Raw genomic sequence first — 16,989 nt, 5'->3', positions numbered from 1 at the left:
TCATGGTCGATAGCGCCAAAGAGGCCGCCCACCGCGCGGCCTCGGATGCCGAGCACATCGCCTGGGTCGACGAGCGGGACAACCTGCTCGGCGCCCTGGTCCGCAGCGACCTGCGTGAGCGCGGGCTGATCGGACGCGGCACCTACATCATGCTGTTCAACTCGGCCGGCGAGCTCTGCGTGCACCGCCGCACCCTCAGCAAAGCCATTTATCCCGGTTATTGGGACGTGGCGGCGGGGGGCATGGTGCAGGCTGATGAGAGTTACGCCGAGTCGGCCGCCCGTGAACTGGAAGAAGAATTGGGCGTGAGCGGTGTGGAACTGACCGCCCATGATCACTTTTTCTTCGAGGACACCGACAATCGGCTGTGGTGTTCGGCGTTTTCGGCCGTGTGGGACGGTCCGTTGATCCTGCAGCCGGAAGAGGTGCTTGAAGCGCGCTTTATTCCGATTGATCAGGTCATGCAGGAAATCACCCAAAAGCCTTACTGCCCGGACTCTTTGGCCGCGCTGAAGCGTTATCTGAAGGCTCAGCAAAGCGACGTCGCAAAGAAGGCATGAATTGGCGCCGATTGGCTCTTAGCAAGTCGGCTTTTTGCCGTTACACTGCGCGACCTTTTCAAGCTGAACCGGTATTGCTTGTGTAGGACTCGTAGGACCCGTGGGACCGTAGGACCGTAGGACCGTAGGACCGTAGGACCGTAGGAGCTGTCGAGTGCAACGAGGCTGCGATCTTTTGATCTTGATTCAAAGAAAAGTCAAAAGATCGCAGCCTCGTTGCACTCGACAGCTCCTACGGTCCCACGGTCCCACGGGTCCCACGGTCCTACGGGTCCGACGCTCATACACAGATGTGTAACGGTTCAGTAGCGCTGCCCCTGCCTGAGTGGGGCTTCGCGGTCGATAGCCTTGCCTAAGTGCTGCGACCAGTCTTTGTCCTCCCAAGAGGATTGCCGGTGGCCAAAAAAGCCGCATCCTTCGCCGCCCTTGGTGGCCTGGTATTTTCCACCGACGCAGGTCGTCATTGCCCGGATTGCAGCAAACCGGTGGATGACTGTATCTGCAAACAAACCGTGATCCCGGCCGGCGATGGTATTGCTCGCGTGCGTCGCGAAAGCAAGGGCCGTGGCGGCAAGACGGTGACCACCATCACTGGCGTGCCGTTGGCCCTCGATGCGCTCACGGCCCTGGCCACCACGTTGAAGAAACGTTGCGGCACCGGCGGGGCGTTGAAAGACGGCATCATCGAAATCCAGGGCGATCATGTCGAGCTACTCTTGGCCGAGCTGATCAAACTGGGTTTCAAGGCGAAGAAGTCCGGCGGCTAGCAGCCTCTGTGAAAACCACCCTCGGCTTGATCCAGTCCCGATTTCATACTGGCCTGGCGTCGCCTACATGGTTTTCACAGAGCCTGTTCTGACCGGTTTCTAAACTCACTGCGGTCAGCGAGGTCTATCCCCTCGTTGACGAACCGTCATTTTCATTCTTTAGACTGCGCCGGCCTGAACCCAGGCGACGCTCTATGACTTCTTTATAGGGGACTTCAATGTCCGTAAGACGCACACGCAAAGACGATGGCAGCCAATGGACAGTTGCGGACAGCCGCAGTGTTTACGGGATTCGCCATTGGGGGGCCGGATATTTCGCGATCAATGACGCCGGTCGCGTCGAAGTTCGTCCGAACGGTCCGACCAGTTCGCCTATCGACCTGTTCGAGCAAGTCGACCTACTGCGCCAAAGCGGTTTGTCCTTGCCATTGCTGGTGCGGTTCCCCGATATCCTGCAAGACCGCGTGCGTCAGTTGACCGGCGCTTTCGATGCCAACATCGAACGCCTGGAATACCAGAGCAAGTACACCGCGCTGTATCCGATCAAGGTTAACCAGCAAGAAGCGGTGATCGAGAACATCATCGCCACCCAGGACGTCTCCATCGGCCTGGAAGCCGGCTCCAAGCCTGAGCTGCTGGCTGTATTGGCCCTGGCACCGAAGGGCGGCACCATCGTCTGCAATGGTTACAAGGATCGCGAGTTCATCCGTCTGGCGCTGATGGGCCAGAAGCTCGGCCACAACGTGTTCATCGTGATCGAGAAAGAATCCGAAGTTGGCCTGGTGATCGAAGAGGCCGCCTCGCTGAAGGTCAAGCCTCAGGTTGGCCTGCGCGTGCGTCTGTCGTCCCTGGCCTCAAGCAAATGGGCTGACACCGGTGGCGAAAAATCCAAATTCGGTCTGTCGGCGGCGCAACTGCTGTCGGTGGTCGAGCGTTTCCGCGCGGCCGGTCTGGACCAGGGCATTCGCCTGCTGCATTTCCACATGGGTTCGCAGATCGCCAACCTGGCGGACTACCAGCACGGCTTCAAGGAAGCGATTCGTTACTACGGCGAACTGCGCAACCTCGGCCTGCCGGTGGACCACATCGACGTCGGCGGCGGTTTGGGCGTGGACTACGACGGTACGCACTCGCGTAACGCCAGCTCGATCAACTACGACATGGACGATTACGCCGGTGTCGTGGTCGGGATGCTCAAGGAATTCTGCGACGCGCAGAACCTGCCGCACCCGAACATCTTCTCCGAGAGCGGGCGCTCCCTGACGGCCCATCACGCGATGCTGGTGGTGCAGGTGACCGATGTCGAGAAACACAACGACGACGTGCCGCAGATCGACAACAAGGAAGAACTGCCGGAAACCGTGCAGTGGCTGGTTGACCTGCTGGGTCCGACCGACATCGAGATGGTCACCGAGACCTATTGGCGCGCCACGCACTACATGAGCGACATCGCCAGCCAATACGCCGATGGCAAGCTGACCCTGGCGGAAAAAGCCCTGGCCGAGCAATGCTACTTCGCCGTCTGCCGTCGCCTGCACAACTCGTTGAAGGCGCGTCAGCGTTCCCACCGTCAGGTGCTCGACGAACTCAACGACAAGCTCGCCGACAAGTACATCTGCAACTTCTCGGTGTTCCAGAGCCTGCCGGACACCTGGGCCATCGGCCAGGTACTGCCTATCCTGCCGCTGCACCGTCTCGACGAAGAGCCGATGCGCCGTGCGGTGCTGCAAGACCTGACCTGCGACTCCGACGGCAAGATCAAGCAATACGTCGACGAGCAGAGCATCGAAACCAGTCTGCCGGTACACGGGTTGAATGACGGTGAAGACTACCTGCTGGGGATCTTCCTGGTCGGCGCTTACCAGGAAATTCTCGGCGACATGCACAACCTGTTTGGTGACACCGATTCGGTGAACATCTACCAGAACGCCGACGGCACCGTGTACCACGCCGGTATCGAAACCCACGACACCATCGAAGACATGCTGCGCTACGTGCACTTGTCGCCGGAAGAGCTGATGACCCACTACCGCGACAAGTGCGCCAGTGCGCGCATCACTGCCGCCGAGCGTACCCAATTCCTCGATGCGTTGCGCCTGGGTCTGACCCGTTCGTCTTACCTCTCTTCCTGAGGTAAGGCACTGCTCCCATCAGGTTGTCTGAAAATGTTCCGTGTCCTGGCGGAAGTTTCAGATGACCTGGTGCGACTTCTCTCTTTTTTCATCTGAAATGACTGACATCACGGCTATTAAATTGACGTGGTCTTCTTTTCTCGTAGGTCATTTCCTAAGTTGTACTTCGGCACTCTACTCGGCCCTGTTCCTCGGCGAGAATCCCCGGCCGCCCCTCCCGTAGAGAATCGCCGATGTTCGATCCAGTCAACGAGCCGTCATTTCGTCTGGACGTAGCGGGCCTGCCCGACGCCTTTGAGGTCCTGGCCTTTACCGGTAACGAAGCCATCAGCGAGCCGTTTGTGTTCGAGGTGGACCTGCTGATCAATGACCCGGCGCTGGACCTTGCACGCCTGCTTTATCGTTCGGCGTTCTTGCAGTTTGGAGCCGCTGGTCACGGTATCCACGGGCAACTGCATGAACTCGCCCAGCGAGAGCACGGCAGCTCATCCCGGCTGTGTCGTGTGCGTCTGGGGCCGAAACTGGCGTGCCTGGCCCAGCGCTTCAGCCAGCGCATTTTCAGCGCGCAATCAGTGCCGCAGATTCTCGGCCAGGTGCTCAAGGAGCACGGCATTGCCGGTAAGGACTGGCGCCTGGCGTTGAGTGGTGAATACCCACCGCGTGATTTCTGCACGCAGTACAGCGAATCGGACCTGCAATTTTTCCAGCGTCTGTGCGCCGAGGAGCGTCTTCATTACCATTTCGAGCATTCCAGTGGTGGGCACTGCTTGATCGTCGGTGACGGTCAAGGGCCAGCGTGCCGCGCGCAAACGCTGGTGTTCCAGGATGACAGCGAGCTGCCAGCGCTGTGTCGGTTCGAGGTGCAGGTCAGCGCGCAAACAGCGCCAGTCGCCAGGGCGCGCACGGACCTCTCGACGTTGCGCAGTGGTCAGTTGATGCCGCTGTCCGGTCATTCGGCCCGCGAGTGGAATCATCTGTGGCGGTTGATCCGGGTCGCGCACCAGGGCGGCCAGGATCCGTTGTTGCCCTATTCCAATACGATTCGCGCCGTGCCGTGGGTGGCGAGCCTGGAGGTGGTGAAGCCGAAGATGTTCGGCCTGCAACGGGCCTGGGTGGTTGACGTTGCACAGGCACAACCCGATCCGTCCCGTCCGGTTGCGGTGCAGTTCGACTGGCTCTATCAGGGCGAAGGGGCGAAGCCTGGACACTGTTGGCTACCATTGGCCCCTGAGCTGAAAGGCACGGCGGTTTCGCAATGGCGGGCGGGGGCCGAGGTGGTGGTCAGTTTCATCGACGGCGATCCGGATCAACCGTTGATCACCGGACTGCTGCAGAACCAATCGGCTGTCGAGGTGGTTGAAGTACCGCTCCCGCATCCCACCCACATGCCGCCAGCGATGGACGGTTTGCTGGCCTTGCTGCAATCCAGCGAGCCGTTGGTGTTGTTATGCCTGCTGCCCGGTGGCGGAAGTTTCAGCCATTGTCGGGAGACGGTTTGCGCCTGCCGGGCGGCGACGCTATTGGGTCAGAGCGGTGCAACATGATCGGCGTCCAGGCGCCTGCCCCGACCTCACAATGGCTGTTGCTGGATGTGCCGGGGGCGCCCGGGCGGCGGCAACATTACAGCAGCGATTTACCGATGCCCGCCGGTTCTGGTTGTTCGAAGGGACGGAGTTTCACCCGTTGCGCGAACAAGGCCCCGTCCTGATCGAGTTGCAGGACTGCCCGGCGTTAATCGAACGTTGCTGCAGCGAGCCGCATACCTGGCAAGGTTTGCTGGTGGGCAGTGAGGTGTCGGCGGCGTCGTTGCTGGCGCATTTGCGTCGCATGCTCACGGTCACACTCGGCCTGCATCACCGGGCGCTACTGAGTTATTACAACCCGCACTGCGCCAGCTACTTTTTCGATGCCTGTGACGCCGAGGAACTGAGTCGCTGGCTCGGCCCCATCACTCGGTTACGCTGGTTCGGCGGGACCTGGGCCGACCGGGCAACGGGCAGTCAGGGCTGGCAGCAGTTGCTCAGTCCGGGCCTGGCGGTCAGCCCGCTGGCGGTCGAAGAAACCCTCAGTCCTCGCCAGCGGGAAAAACTGCAAACTTGCCTGCTGGAGCAACATGCCTGGTACTGGAGCCGATCCACCGGCACCGAATACAACCGCCTGTGGTCCCATGTGCAGGAGGGCCTGGCGCTGGGCTTCAGCGAACGCCCGGTTCTGGATGGCTGGTTATGGCTACGCTTGCAGTACCCCGGTGCTTTGCCCGTCCAGCCTTTGCCGGGGCAGACCCCGCAGGAACAGCTCGATAACCTGCGCAACCGCTGGCAGAACGATCAACCCTGAACACGAGGTTTCACCGACATGGCGAGTACAGCCCGGCAACTGTTCAAGGTATTGATCTGCGGCCTTTTACTGGCTGTGACAAGCGCGTGCTCGCCACTGAAAATGCTCAACGCGCTGACCCCTGACGGCACCTTCGACAAAACCGAAGGCATTGCCTATGGAAGTGATGCACGGCAAAAGCTCGATGTGTATGTACCAAGGCACGCCGTGGAAAACGCCCCGGTGGTGGTGTTTTTCTATGGCGGCAGCTGGAACAGCGGTTCACGCAGCGATTACAGCTTTGTCGGCGAAGCGCTGGCGTCCCGAGGGATCGTCGCGGTGTTGGCGGACTATCGGTTGTATCCGCAGGTGCGCTATCCGTCGTTCCTTGAGGATGGTGCCAAGGCTGTGGCCTGGACCCACGAACACATTCGCCAGTTTTCCGGTGACCCAAAACGCTTGTACCTGATGGGCCACAGTTCCGGGGCCTACAACGTCGCGATGCTGGCGCTGGAGCCGCAGTTGCTGGGGGCCGTGGGGATGTCGCCAAGTGATCTCAGCGGCTGGATCGGTCTCGCCGGGCCGTATGACTTCCTGCCGATCAAGAATCCCGAGGTGCGCCCGGTGTTTTTCTGGCCGGACTCACCGCCACAATCCCAGCCAATCAATCACGTCAGTCGCGGCGCGCCGCCAGCCTTGTTGATGGCGTCGAGGGACGATGACGTGGTCAACCCAACCCGCAACACCGGCGGTCTGGCGAGCAAACTGCGCGCCGCCGGGGTGCCGGTTCAGGATTTGTATTATTCGCGCACCAGCCACGCCACGTTGGTGGCGACGCTGTCCCGGCCCATGCGCGGATTGGCGCCGGTGCTGGATGAAGTCACGTCCTTCGTCAACGCCACGCCGACTCAGTGAGCGCGGCCGGTAAACCAGCCGTCGTTCCTGCGCAAGTACCAGGCGAATGCGCCGAGGGTCAGGCTGCGCAGCAACATAAACACAAGGAACGTTATCCACAGCCCGTGGTTGCCCAGACCTTGCAGCGCCCAGGCGAACGGCAGCAACAGCAGCACCGTCAACAGCATGCCGTTGCGCATTTCCCGGGCCGGGTGGCACCGATGAACAGCCCGTCCAGCAAGTAGCTCCAGACCGCGATCAGCGGCAGGGCGGCGAGATAGGGCAAGTAGATGAATGCGGTGTCACGCACGCTCTGGATGTTGGTCTGCATCTCGATGAACAGATGCCCGGCAAACAGAAACAGCGCGGCAAAGCCCAGACTTGCCAGCAACGACCAACCGGCGGCCACCACCAATGAGCGGCGCAGGGATTGACGATCGCCAGCGCCGATGGCGTGACCGCACAGGGCTTCCACCGCATGGGCGAGGCCATCGAGGGCGTGGGCGGTCAGCAGCAAACCGTTGAGCAGCAGCGCATTGGCGGCGACCGTGGCATCACCCAGCCGCGCACCTTGTACGGTGATCAGGAAAAACACCGATTGCAGCGCCAGGCTACGGATGAAAATGTCGCGGTTGACCGCCAGCAGCGGGCGCCAGCTCTGCCACAGCGCGAGGGCGGCCCAGGCGATGTGGCCGGGATAGGCGCGCAGGGCTTTGCGGGTCATGAACAGGCCGATCACGGCGCCGGTCCATTCGGCGATCACCGACGCCCGGGCCGCGCCGACCACGCCCCAATCGAGCCCGAGGACGAACCACAGGTTCAGCGCGATGTTCATCAGGTTGGTGCTCAGCAGAATCGCCAGCGGTGCCCGGGCGTTCTGGGTACCGAGGAACCAGCCCACCAGCGCATAACTGGCCAGCGCCGCGGGCAGGCCGAACAGTCGGGTGTGGAAAAAATCGCGGGTCAGTTGATCCAGTTCTGCCGAGGGTTGCATGAAGTGCAGCGCCACGCCGCTCAACGGAACCCCCGCCGCCCCCAGCACAATCGACAGCCCCAACGCCAACAACAGCCCCTGCAACAAAATCTGCCGCAACGCCGCACCATCCCCGCGCCCGGCCGCTTGTGCGGCGAACCCCGTCGTGCCCATGCGCAGGAAACCCATGCCCCAGGCCAGAAAGGTGTACAGGCTGGCCCCCACGGCAACGGCACCCAACTGATGAGCGTGGGGCAAGTGCCCGATGACGGTGCTGTCGACCAGCGCCACCAGCGGTACGGAAATATTCGAGAGGATCATGGGCGCGGCGAGTGCCCAGACCTTGCGATGGGTCGGGCGGTCGCGCCAGTCGGCGATCAGGTTGGACATGCGGGCTCCTTGGGGAGCGGGCATTGTAGCGGTACATCTGAATGTGCTGCGATCCAATGTGGGAGAGGGCTTGCTCGCGAAGACGGACTGACATTCAACATTTACGTCGCCTGACACACCGCTTTCGTCGGAACGCCGCCCGGAGCAAGCCCGCTCCCACAGGGTTATGGACTGTCTTAATGAATAACCCAGCTCAACAACCAAAGCCCCAGCAGCAACCAGATAATCCCCGCGATGATCGACGCATTCATGAACGCCCGAATCGCCGACCACAACAGCATCAACCCGATGATCAGCGCGATGATGCTGATGATCGAGGTGTCCATGCCCAGCGCCCGGGACAGCCCTTCGACAAAATTGCCGCCTGCATGGCTCAGGATATTGAACAGGCCACTGAGGCCATCGACGATAAAACGGATGACAGAACCGAGTGCCTGGCCGAGCCATTCGAAAAAACTTTCTACCTGCATGTGGGTGTCCTGATGAAAGAGGTGGCAGGGTTGCCGTGCCTGAGCCTTGGGCCATGGATCGCGGCGCCGAGTTCCCCGTAGGAGCTGCCGAAGGCTGCGATCTTTTGATTATGGTGCAAAGTCGCGGTCAACACCGAGACACTTGCCTTCACCCGCCTTCCCCCGAAGCTATACGCCTTCAGGAGAGCCCGATGAACCTTGTTGAACTGACCGAACGCCTGCACGCCATCCGTGACCGCAATGACTGGCGGCAATTTCACAGCCCGAAAAACCTGGCCATGGCCGCGAGCGTGGAAATGTCCGAACTGGTGGAGATCTTCCAGTGGCTGACCGAAGACCAGTCGCGGCAATTGCCGGCAGACAAACTCGCCCACGCCGGGCAGGAAGTCGGTGACATCGTGCTCTATCTATTATTGCTGTGCAGCGAGTTGGGGTTGGACATGAACGAAGTGGTGCGCAGCAAGCTTGCGGACAGCGAACGGCGGTTCAGCTGATGAGCGACCGTCATTTCGATCAGTTGGCGACCCGCTTCGCTGAAAAAATCTACGGTGGGGCCAAAGGCGCGATCCGTCTGGCGGTGCTGCAAGCCGACCTGGCCGAAACCTTGCCGGACCGGCCGCTACGCGTCCTGGACATCGGCGCCGGGCTTGGCCACATGTCGTTGTGGCTGGCCCAGCGCGGACATGACGTGACCCTCGCCGAACCGGCCGCGCCGATGCTCGACGGTGCTCGCCAGCGCTTCGCTGACGCGGGGCAGACCGCAACCTTCATTCAAGCGCCGTGGCAGGACTTGCTCGGTCAACTCACCGAACCTTACGACCTGGTACTGTGCCACGCCGTGCTGGAATGGCTGGCCGAACCCCACGCGATCCTGCCGGTATTGCATCAGCTCACGACCCAGGACGGCTGGTTGTCCCTGGCGTTCTATAACCGCGACGCGTTGATCTATCGCAACCTGCTCAAGGGCCACTTCCGCAAAATGCGCAAGAACGACATGGCCGGCGAGAAGCAGAGCCTGACCCCGCAGCAGCCTCTCGATCCCCGGGAACTGGCGGCGCAACTTGAGGGTATGTGGCAGGTCGAAACCCAGAGCGGTGTTCGGGTTTTTCACGACTACATGCCGGTGGAGTTCCAGGCTCGCGCCGAACTGGTGGACTTGCTGGAAATGGAACTGGCCCACCGTCGTCACCCAAGCTTTGCCGGGCTTGGGCGTTACTTGCACTGGATCTGTCGACCGGTCTGATCGGAGAGCGAAATGAAAGCGCGTTCAGGATTACTGCTGATGTGCCTGGGGTTGGCGGCCTGCCAGGGCAGCAACCCTTATGTGGCGACGTCCAACCCCTTGCCGCCGGCGCCGGCACAAGCGGCGAATACCTTTGACCGCAGCGCCTACCCGGCACCGCCTCGGGACTACGGGCGCTACCGCAGTTGGGCCTGGTTCAACGGGCAATTGCCACCGGGCTCGGCCTGGGCGGATTCGGCGCAAGTGGCCGAAGCGGTCAGCAACGCCCTCGACCAGCGCGGCTTGCGCCCGTTGCACGAAAACCGCCCGCCTGACCTGTTGGTCAGCGCCAACCTGCACTTGGAAACCCGTTTGCGTCAGGTTCAGGACGACTCCGGTTATTACGGTGGCGGTTACAACCGTTATGGCGGTGGTTACGGCATGTACGAGACCGTGCCGGTCGTTCGCACCTACCAGGAACAGGTTGTGGTGGTGCGTGTGGACCTGTTCGACGCCGGCACCGGTCAACCGGTCTGGAGCGCGAGCGCCGAAACCGCTGACCAGGGCAATCAAAGTCAGCGCGCCGATGCGATACGGGAAGCTGTAGAAAAGGCGATGTCGGCGTATCCTCCCAGTTAGCTTCCGTAGATAAGAAGCATTCCCAAGGATCATGCCTTCAACCGGAGAACCATCATGTTCCGCCGTCTCGCTTTACTGGCGATGGCCGCCCTGCTCAGTGCCTGCGCCGCCCACCAGGTCAATCATGACTTCGACGCCAGCCGCGACTTCGCCGCTTATCGCAGCTGGAGCTGGAAAGAACCGGCGCTGCAATACCGCCCCGATGATCCACGGATCAAGAGCGACCTGACCGAACAGCGTATTCGCCAGGCCGTTGCCGATCAGTTGGATCAACGTGGCTTGCGTCCGGCCGCCGCAGGCAGCAAGGGTGACGTGAACGTGCAGGCCTACTTGATCGTCGAAGACCGTCAGCAACAGGTGACCACCAACTACGGCGGCGGTTGGGGCGGCCCATGGAACGGCTATTGGGGCGCGCCGATGTACAACGAAACCCGCAACATCACCTACAAAGTGGCCACCATCCAGATCGACCTGCTCGATGGCAGGGACGGCAAACTGGTGTGGCGCGGCAGTGACGAGCAAATGCTCAGCAGCACGCCCAACCCGGCCGATCGCAGCAAAGCCGTGAACGAAACCGTGAGCCGGATCCTGGCCAACTACCCACCCAGATAAACACTCAGATCTCTAACCCTGCACATCCCCTGTGGGAGCGAGCCTGCTCGCGAAGACGGCAGCACATCCAAAATGGATGTGACTGACAAACCGCTTTCGCGAGCAAGCCCGCTCCCACAGGGGGATGTTTGTCGTCTAAACATCTTGTGTTCACTGAAGAGCAAATATGGGAGCGGGCTTGCTCGCGAAGACGGCAGCACATCCCAAATGGATGTGACTGACAAACCGCTTTCGCGAGCAAGCCCGCTCCCACAGGGGGATGTTTGTCGTCTAAACATCTTGTGTTCACTGAAGAGCAAATGTGGGAGCGGGCTTGCTCGCGAAGACGGCAGCACATCCCAAATGGATGTGACTGACAAACCGCTTTCGCGAGCAAGTCCGCTCCCACAGGGGGATGTTTGTCGTCTAAACATCTTGTGTTCACTGAAGAGCAAATGTGGGAGCGAGCCTGCTCGCGAAGACGGCAGCACATCCAAAATGGATGTGACTGACAAACCGCTTTCGCGAGCAAGTCCGCTCCCACAGGGGGATGTTTGTCGTCTAAACATCTTGTGTTCACTGAAGAGCAAATGTGGGAGCGGGCTTGCTCGCGAAGACGGCGGCACATCCAACGATGATGTGACTGGCAAACCGCTTTCGCGAGCAAGCCCGCTCCCACATTGGTTTTGTGTCGTCGGAACTGGCGAGTTGCCAGCAGCCTTGTCAACCCTTGTCTACACTGCACTTCACCATTGGAGGCCGCACTCGGTAGTGCGCCGGCGAAGGAGTGCGCGATGCCGCAGTTTCGTAGCCCAGTCAGGCAACGGGGGGCTATCGGGTTGATGGCCGCCGCGACCCTCAGCCTGGCAATTGTGTTGATGTTGCTGGTGGTCGATACCGGCCGTCTCTACATGGAACAGCGCAAGTTGCAGCGGGTGGTGGACACCGCCGCCCTTGAGGCCATCAGCCGCGGTGGCAATTGCCTGCCTGGTCTGACGGCCGCCAGTTACGCCGGCCAAAGCGCCACCCGCAATGGCTACACCGTCGATGCCACCGACACCCTTGTCACTACGTGCGGTAGCTTGATTACCGCCAACACCGGGCTGCGTACGTTCACCGTCGATGCCACGCAATCGGCCGCTGTCAAAGTAGTCGCCAGCCGCACCGTCACCACCAGTTTTGCCGGCGGCGCGCAGGCGCTGTTTTCCGAGGCGCCGGTCAGCCTCAACACCACACTCAATGCCTCGGCGGTAGCGGCTCAGCCGCAACCGCCCATTGCGCAACTGAACATTCGCAGCAATCTGGTCAGCATCAGCACCTCCCAGTCGAACATCCTCAACCCGCTGTTTTCCGGACTGCTGGGCGGTAACGTCAGCGTGACGGCCCTGGGCTGGACCGGCCTGCTCAACACCAATATCAACCTGCTCAGCTACCTGAATCAGTTGGCGATCAACCTCAATGTGGCGGCGGGCAATTACACACAGTTGCTCAATACCCAGGTCACTGCGACTCAACTGATTCAGGCTGCAGCGACGGTGGTCCAGCTCAATGGCGCGACGGCGGATGTCATGACCGCGCTGGGCAATCTGCAACTGGCGGCGACCAACAGCGTCCCGCTCACGCTGGGGCAGATTTTGCAGCTGCAATCCGGTACAACGGCGGCGGGACTGGATGCCAATCTGCAATTGCTGCAATTGATTCAGGGCGTGGTGCAACTGGCCAACAGCAAAAGCGCAGTGGCCGCGACCTTGCCGATCAGCGTGCTGGGGCTGGCGAACTTCACGGTGCGGGTCAAGGTGATCGAGCCGCCGCAGTTCTCCGCCATTGGTAACCCGGCGCTGGCGGTGCTCAACCCCTTGGGGCCGAATCAGATTTATGTGCGCACCGCCCAGATACGCACGATGCTGTCAGTGAACCTGCCGGTGCTGTCCGGCGTGAGCGGGTTGAGCAGCGCAGTACTGGGGTTGGTGGGCGGACTGACCCCGGTACTCAACGGGGTGCTGAGCCTGAATCTGGTCACCACGCTCAACTCGGTCCTCTGCCTGCTCGGCGCCGGCTGCCAACAACTGGACCCTTTGATCCTGCCATCACCCGAAATCGACATCAGCCTGGATGCCGGCGGCGCCATCAGTTACGTCACGGCCTACAGTTGCCCGGTCGGTGGTGGTCCCTCGGGCACCAAAAGCCTGACCGCGCACACCATCACCTCGATCGCCGACCTCAAAGTGGGCAAGATCAATCCCGTCGCCGCTTTTTCCTCCACCGCCGAACCGACGGTCACGCCGTTGCCGTTGATTGATCTCGGCACCGTCACCTGTCACAAGGTTTTATTGATCGGCACCTGTGACGAGTCCACTCATGTGCCGTTTGCCGCCGGCGGCATCGGGATCATGGTCAACACCAGCGTCGCGCAAAATACCCAGGACCTGGTGTTTTCCAGTACCACGCCTTTCGCGACCCCGGCTAATCTCAAGTTGCCGCCGAGCATCATCTCCGCCGCCCCCACCAACAATATCGTCGGCAGCCTTTCGAACACGCTGACGGGCATCAGTGTGAATGCCTATCAACCTGTGAGCAGCAATCTGCTGGGAAGCATCATGACGGCTGCCGCCAGTGCAATAAGCAGTGTCACCGCGCTGTTGATGCCGGTGATCACCAACCTGCTGAGCCCGCTGCTGGATCCGCTGCTCAACAACCTGTTGAGCGCCCTGGGCATCAATCTGATGGACGTTGACGTCGGCGCCAACATGACCTGCGGCCAGACCGGCGTGGCCTATCTGGTGATTTAAACGTCGGGCACAATCGGCAATTCGATACAGAACCGTGCGCCTTCCACCGAGTTGGAAGCACTCAGGTGTCCGCCCATGTTCTCGACAATCCCGTAGCTCACCGACAAGCCGAGCCCGGTGCCGACGCCCACCGGTTTGGTGGTGAAGAACGGCTCGAAAATCCGCTCCAGCAATCGTGGGTCAATCCCGCCGCCGTTGTCCTCGACCCACAGTCGCACCGAACACTCGTCACGTTCGGCATACACCGAAATCCACGGTTTGAACTCACGGCCGGCCTCGCGCTTGCTCAGCAGCGCATCCCGGGCGTTGACCATCAGGTTGATCAACACTTGTTCAAGCTGATCGACATAACCCCGTACCTGGACCTCGAAACCGCTCTCGCTGACACGCAGCTCCACGCCTTTACCGCGCATGCCTTCGGCCAGCAGCGACAGCGTGCCTTCGATGGCGGTGGCCGGATTGAACGGTTGCTGCTCGACCTCTGAACGCCGGCCGAACACCCGCATATGGTCAACCACCCGCGCCGCGCGCTGGACTTGCATGTCGATTCGGTTGAGCTTGTCGGTCAGGTAATCAATCTGTACGTCGCCACTACTCAGGCGTTTGAGCACATTGACGATGGCCATGCGCATCACGTTCAGCGGCTGATTGATTTCGTGGGCCAGGCCGGTGGCCATTTCGCCGAGGGTGGCCATTTTTGCGCTTTGCGTGAGCTGCTGTTGCGTGCGGCGCACTTCGGTATTGTCGCGGCCCACCGCTTGTACTTCGATCAGTTGCCCCTGCGCATCGAACACTCCGCGATCCGACCAGACCCACCAGGCGTGCTCGCGCCCCGGCAATTGCAGGTTGATTTCTGCGGTGCTGACCGGCTGTTGCGGGGTCAGCGAACTCAGCCGCTGCACGAACGCCTCGCGTTGTTCGTCGGACATCCATTCGCCCAGACGAATCCCCGGCAACTGTTCCGGGGCGCACTCCAGGTACATCGCCAACGGCCGATTGCCAAACGTCAGGGTCAGGTCCGGGCGATAACGGCAGATCATCGCCGGCGAGTCTTCCACCAGAATCCGGTAGCGCTCTTCGCTTTGCCTGACCTGCTCGGCGGCCAGGGTCGCCTCGGTGACATCCAGCCACAGCCCGACGGCTTCTACCGGCAGGCCGAGGTCATCGCGCAATAGTTTTGCTTCGTCGAGCAGCCAGTGGTAATCGCCCCGGCTGTCGCGCAGTCGGTAGCGGGCACGTACCGAACCTTGGCGCAGCAGCTGCCGGGTGCGTTCGAAATACAGGTCGCGATCGTCGGGATGGACCCGCTCCACCAACGCGGTAGTGGCGCAGTCGTCCAGACTCCAGCCCAGCAAAGGTTGCAGACTGGCACTGAAAAACGCCGGTTGCAGCGCGCCTTCGACGTAGTGCTGCACATAGATCACGGCGGGCGAACTGGCGATCAGGTTATCGAGACGGGCGTGAGCGGCAGCGGCGATTTGTTGCTGGTTCTTGATGTCACTGATATCGAGCATGAAACCTACCAGCCGCCGGTGCTCGCCGGTGCCCGTGACCTGTCCTTGCAGGCGATACCACAAGGGATGTTTCCAGTCCTCAGGGCTGTGCAAACGCACGCACAAGGTCAAGGCTTCGCCCTGCTGTTGCAAGGCTTGCAGGCGACTGTGCAACTCATCTCGATCAGCGGGATGAAACCGCGCCAGCCACTGTTCCCGCGTCAGTGACGCCGCGTCCAGTTGCAAGGCCGCGGCCAGGGAGGGCGCCAGATGGACGGTATTGCCGACGATTTCCCACCAGCCGGTGCCCAGCAGCGTTTGCAACGATTCCAGGCGCTCCAGTTGCTGGTGATGCTGCTGTTCACGCAAGCGACCGAGCAACGGACCTGCCAGCGCGCTGGCCAACAGTAACCAGTCTCGATCGGCCAGGTACGGCGCGTCATCATTGATCGGGTAAAACCCGCACAGCAACCAGGCAACCACGCCCCGGTCGTCGGCATAGGGTACGACGAAACCTTCGCTGTTGCCGAACGTGGCCTGCACTCGGGAGTGTTCGTCGAGGCCGTAATGAGTGCCGACGTGTTGCGGCGCGGTGCCGTTCAAACTATCGAGGGCCGTGCCAAGGTACTGGCCGTCATGCCACAGTTCCGGTGCGTCGTGGGCGTGATGTTGGCGATGGACTTTCCAGCCCTGTGCCTGTTCGTCGAGCACGGCCAGGGCGAGGCAGGGGATGTGCCAGCGCTGGGCGATGGCCTGCAATTGCTCGCCGACGATCACCGGCAGCCGCGCCAGGCTACAGGCGCGCAACTGTTCGCTGATCTGCCCGGCGAGCGCTTGGCAGGCCTCACGACTGCGCGCTTGCTGGCGCTCGAGCAACAGGTCGGCGATGTCTATCAGTTGCATCAGCCAGCCATTGCCCATGGGCTGAACCCAGCCTCGCAGGTGCAGTGTCTGGTCGCCGAGGCCGGGGAAGTCGAGGTCCAGGCTTTGGCCCTGCCATTCCACCGGTCGGCCCTCTATCGCCAGGGTGCTGTGAGGCTGCACATGGCGGTGGAGCGGGAGAGGCTGGTCATGGGGGGTGTTGCGCCAGCAAATGCCGCAGTGGGCCGGCGATTTGCAAGACGCCGCCGTCGGCATCCAGGTGCAAATGCAAGCCCAGGGACGGCGAGCCAAGGTGATCGGGCAGCTCGGTGGCGGCGATTGGCGCGCGTTTGAGTAAACGCCCGAAGAGTTTGTCCCCCGAATTCAAAGTTGAAGACTCGATGTCACCGTGAGGAAGGGCGGCAGATTAGGCACTGTCCCCACCCCCGGCAGCACCAGAAACGGAATCACCTGATTGAGCTTGCTCACGGGGTAATTCACGGCGACGGTCAGAATGCCTTTGATGGGGTCGTATACGGCGCTGGTGTCTACGCCGACCACCAGGTTCAGCGCCGTCGGCACCCATTGGAGTTGTTGGGTCAGCGTGGCGTTTGCGGTATTCACCAGCACGGTGGCATAGCTTGGGGTGGTGGGGTCCACCGCGACACTACGGCGCAGTGCCTCGGAGGTGGCCTCATTGAACGACTGCATCAGCACAAGCGGCAGGCTGTAACTGACCAAACCATAAAACACGGCGAAAAAAACCACGAACACCAAGGCGAATTCAATCGCCACTGCGCCTTTCTGCGATTTGGGGAGGCCTGCTTTCATGACTGCGTCTACCCTGACGTTCACTGCGTAGTATCAGCATAGAATCATTCAGCAAAAACGG

Annotated in this window: 12 protein-coding genes and 3 pseudogenes; 11 read left to right on the top strand and 4 right to left on the bottom strand. The window is 61.2% G+C overall.

The window, feature by feature from the left end:
• Window positions 1–2: 2 nt before the first annotated feature.
• From JFV26_RS02255 to JFV26_RS02230, 6 genes and pseudogenes are all read left to right on the top strand, one after another.
• The gene (locus JFV26_RS02255) at window positions 3–560 is read left to right on the top strand and encodes an NUDIX hydrolase (RefSeq protein ID WP_201189366.1); all 558 of its coding nucleotides are present in this window, start codon (window positions 3–5) and stop codon (window positions 558–560) included.
• Window positions 561–955: 395 nt separating this feature from the next.
• Window positions 956–1,327, top strand: a complete 372-nt coding sequence (locus JFV26_RS02250; RefSeq protein WP_201189364.1) for a translation initiation factor Sui1 — start codon at window positions 956–958, stop codon at window positions 1,325–1,327.
• A 218-nt stretch (window positions 1,328–1,545) separates the two neighbouring features.
• Window positions 1,546–3,459, top strand: coding sequence for an arginine decarboxylase (speA, locus tag JFV26_RS02245; protein ID WP_201189362.1), 1,914 nt, complete (start codon window positions 1,546–1,548; stop codon window positions 3,457–3,459).
• Window positions 3,460–3,692: 233 nt separating this feature from the next.
• A complete protein-coding gene (locus tag JFV26_RS02240; RefSeq protein WP_201189360.1) occupies window positions 3,693–5,003 on the top strand; it encodes a contractile injection system protein, VgrG/Pvc8 family in 1,311 nt (436 codons plus the stop codon).
• Window positions 5,000–5,796, top strand: a pseudogene (locus JFV26_RS02235) (DUF4123 domain-containing protein). The gene JFV26_RS02240 and the pseudogene JFV26_RS02235 overlap by 4 nt, the downstream one beginning before the upstream one ends.
• A gap of 18 nt (window positions 5,797–5,814) precedes the next feature.
• Entirely contained in the window at window positions 5,815–6,690 is an 876-nt protein-coding gene (locus tag JFV26_RS02230; protein WP_201189357.1) for an alpha/beta hydrolase, read from the top strand.
• On the opposite strand, the pseudogene JFV26_RS02225 reads toward JFV26_RS02230, so the two are convergent.
• Both JFV26_RS02225 and JFV26_RS02220 read right to left on the bottom strand, forming a co-directional pair.
• Window positions 6,684–8,032 (bottom strand): annotated as a pseudogene (locus tag JFV26_RS02225) (MATE family efflux transporter). The gene JFV26_RS02230 and the pseudogene JFV26_RS02225 sit on opposite strands and share 7 nt — an antisense overlap.
• 176 nt (window positions 8,033–8,208) lie before the next feature.
• A complete protein-coding gene (locus JFV26_RS02220) occupies window positions 8,209–8,502 on the bottom strand; it encodes a hypothetical protein (RefSeq protein ID WP_201189355.1) in 294 nt (97 codons plus the stop codon).
• 191 nt (window positions 8,503–8,693) lie between these two features.
• Between JFV26_RS02220 and JFV26_RS02215 the strand changes: the two genes are divergently transcribed.
• From JFV26_RS02215 to JFV26_RS02195, 5 genes are all read left to right on the top strand, one after another.
• Complete coding sequence (locus JFV26_RS02215) at window positions 8,694–8,996, top strand: MazG-like family protein (protein ID WP_007951009.1); 303 nt, start codon at window positions 8,694–8,696, stop codon at window positions 8,994–8,996.
• Complete coding sequence (locus JFV26_RS02210) at window positions 8,996–9,745, top strand: methyltransferase (RefSeq protein ID WP_201189353.1); 750 nt, start codon at window positions 8,996–8,998, stop codon at window positions 9,743–9,745. The genes JFV26_RS02215 and JFV26_RS02210 overlap by 1 nt, the downstream gene beginning before the upstream one ends.
• A 12-nt stretch (window positions 9,746–9,757) precedes the next feature.
• On the top strand, window positions 9,758–10,363 hold the full coding sequence (locus JFV26_RS02205; protein WP_201189351.1) for a DUF4136 domain-containing protein: 606 nt from the start codon (window positions 9,758–9,760) through the stop codon (window positions 10,361–10,363).
• Window positions 10,364–10,417: 54 nt separating this feature from the next.
• Window positions 10,418–10,975 carry a DUF4136 domain-containing protein gene (locus tag JFV26_RS02200; RefSeq protein ID WP_201189349.1) on the top strand — a complete coding sequence of 186 codons (558 nt, stop codon included), beginning with the start codon at window positions 10,418–10,420 and terminating at the stop codon, window positions 10,973–10,975.
• A 773-nt stretch (window positions 10,976–11,748) separates the two neighbouring features.
• Window positions 11,749–13,743 carry a pilus assembly protein TadG-related protein gene (locus JFV26_RS02195; RefSeq protein ID WP_201189347.1) on the top strand — a complete coding sequence of 665 codons (1,995 nt, stop codon included), beginning with the start codon at window positions 11,749–11,751 and terminating at the stop codon, window positions 13,741–13,743.
• On the opposite strand, the pseudogene JFV26_RS02190 reads toward JFV26_RS02195, so the two are convergent.
• Together JFV26_RS02190 and JFV26_RS02185 are read right to left on the bottom strand one after the other, a co-directional pair.
• Window positions 13,740–16,485, bottom strand: a pseudogene (locus JFV26_RS02190) (ATP-binding protein). The gene JFV26_RS02195 and the pseudogene JFV26_RS02190 overlap by 4 nt on opposite strands.
• Window positions 16,482–16,928 carry a TadE/TadG family type IV pilus assembly protein gene (locus JFV26_RS02185; protein ID WP_201189345.1) on the bottom strand — a complete coding sequence of 149 codons (447 nt, stop codon included), beginning with the start codon at window positions 16,926–16,928 and terminating at the stop codon, window positions 16,482–16,484. The pseudogene JFV26_RS02190 and the gene JFV26_RS02185 overlap by 4 nt, the downstream one beginning before the upstream one ends.
• Between the last annotated feature and the right edge of the window lie 61 nt (window positions 16,929–16,989).

The sequence above is a fragment of the Pseudomonas sp. TH31 genome, from assembly GCF_016650815.1.
In the GTDB taxonomy this organism is placed as follows: domain Bacteria; phylum Pseudomonadota; class Gammaproteobacteria; order Pseudomonadales; family Pseudomonadaceae; genus Aquipseudomonas.
The sequence above is the reverse complement of the archived record's forward strand: the minus strand, read 5'-3'. Positions and strand labels throughout refer to the sequence as shown.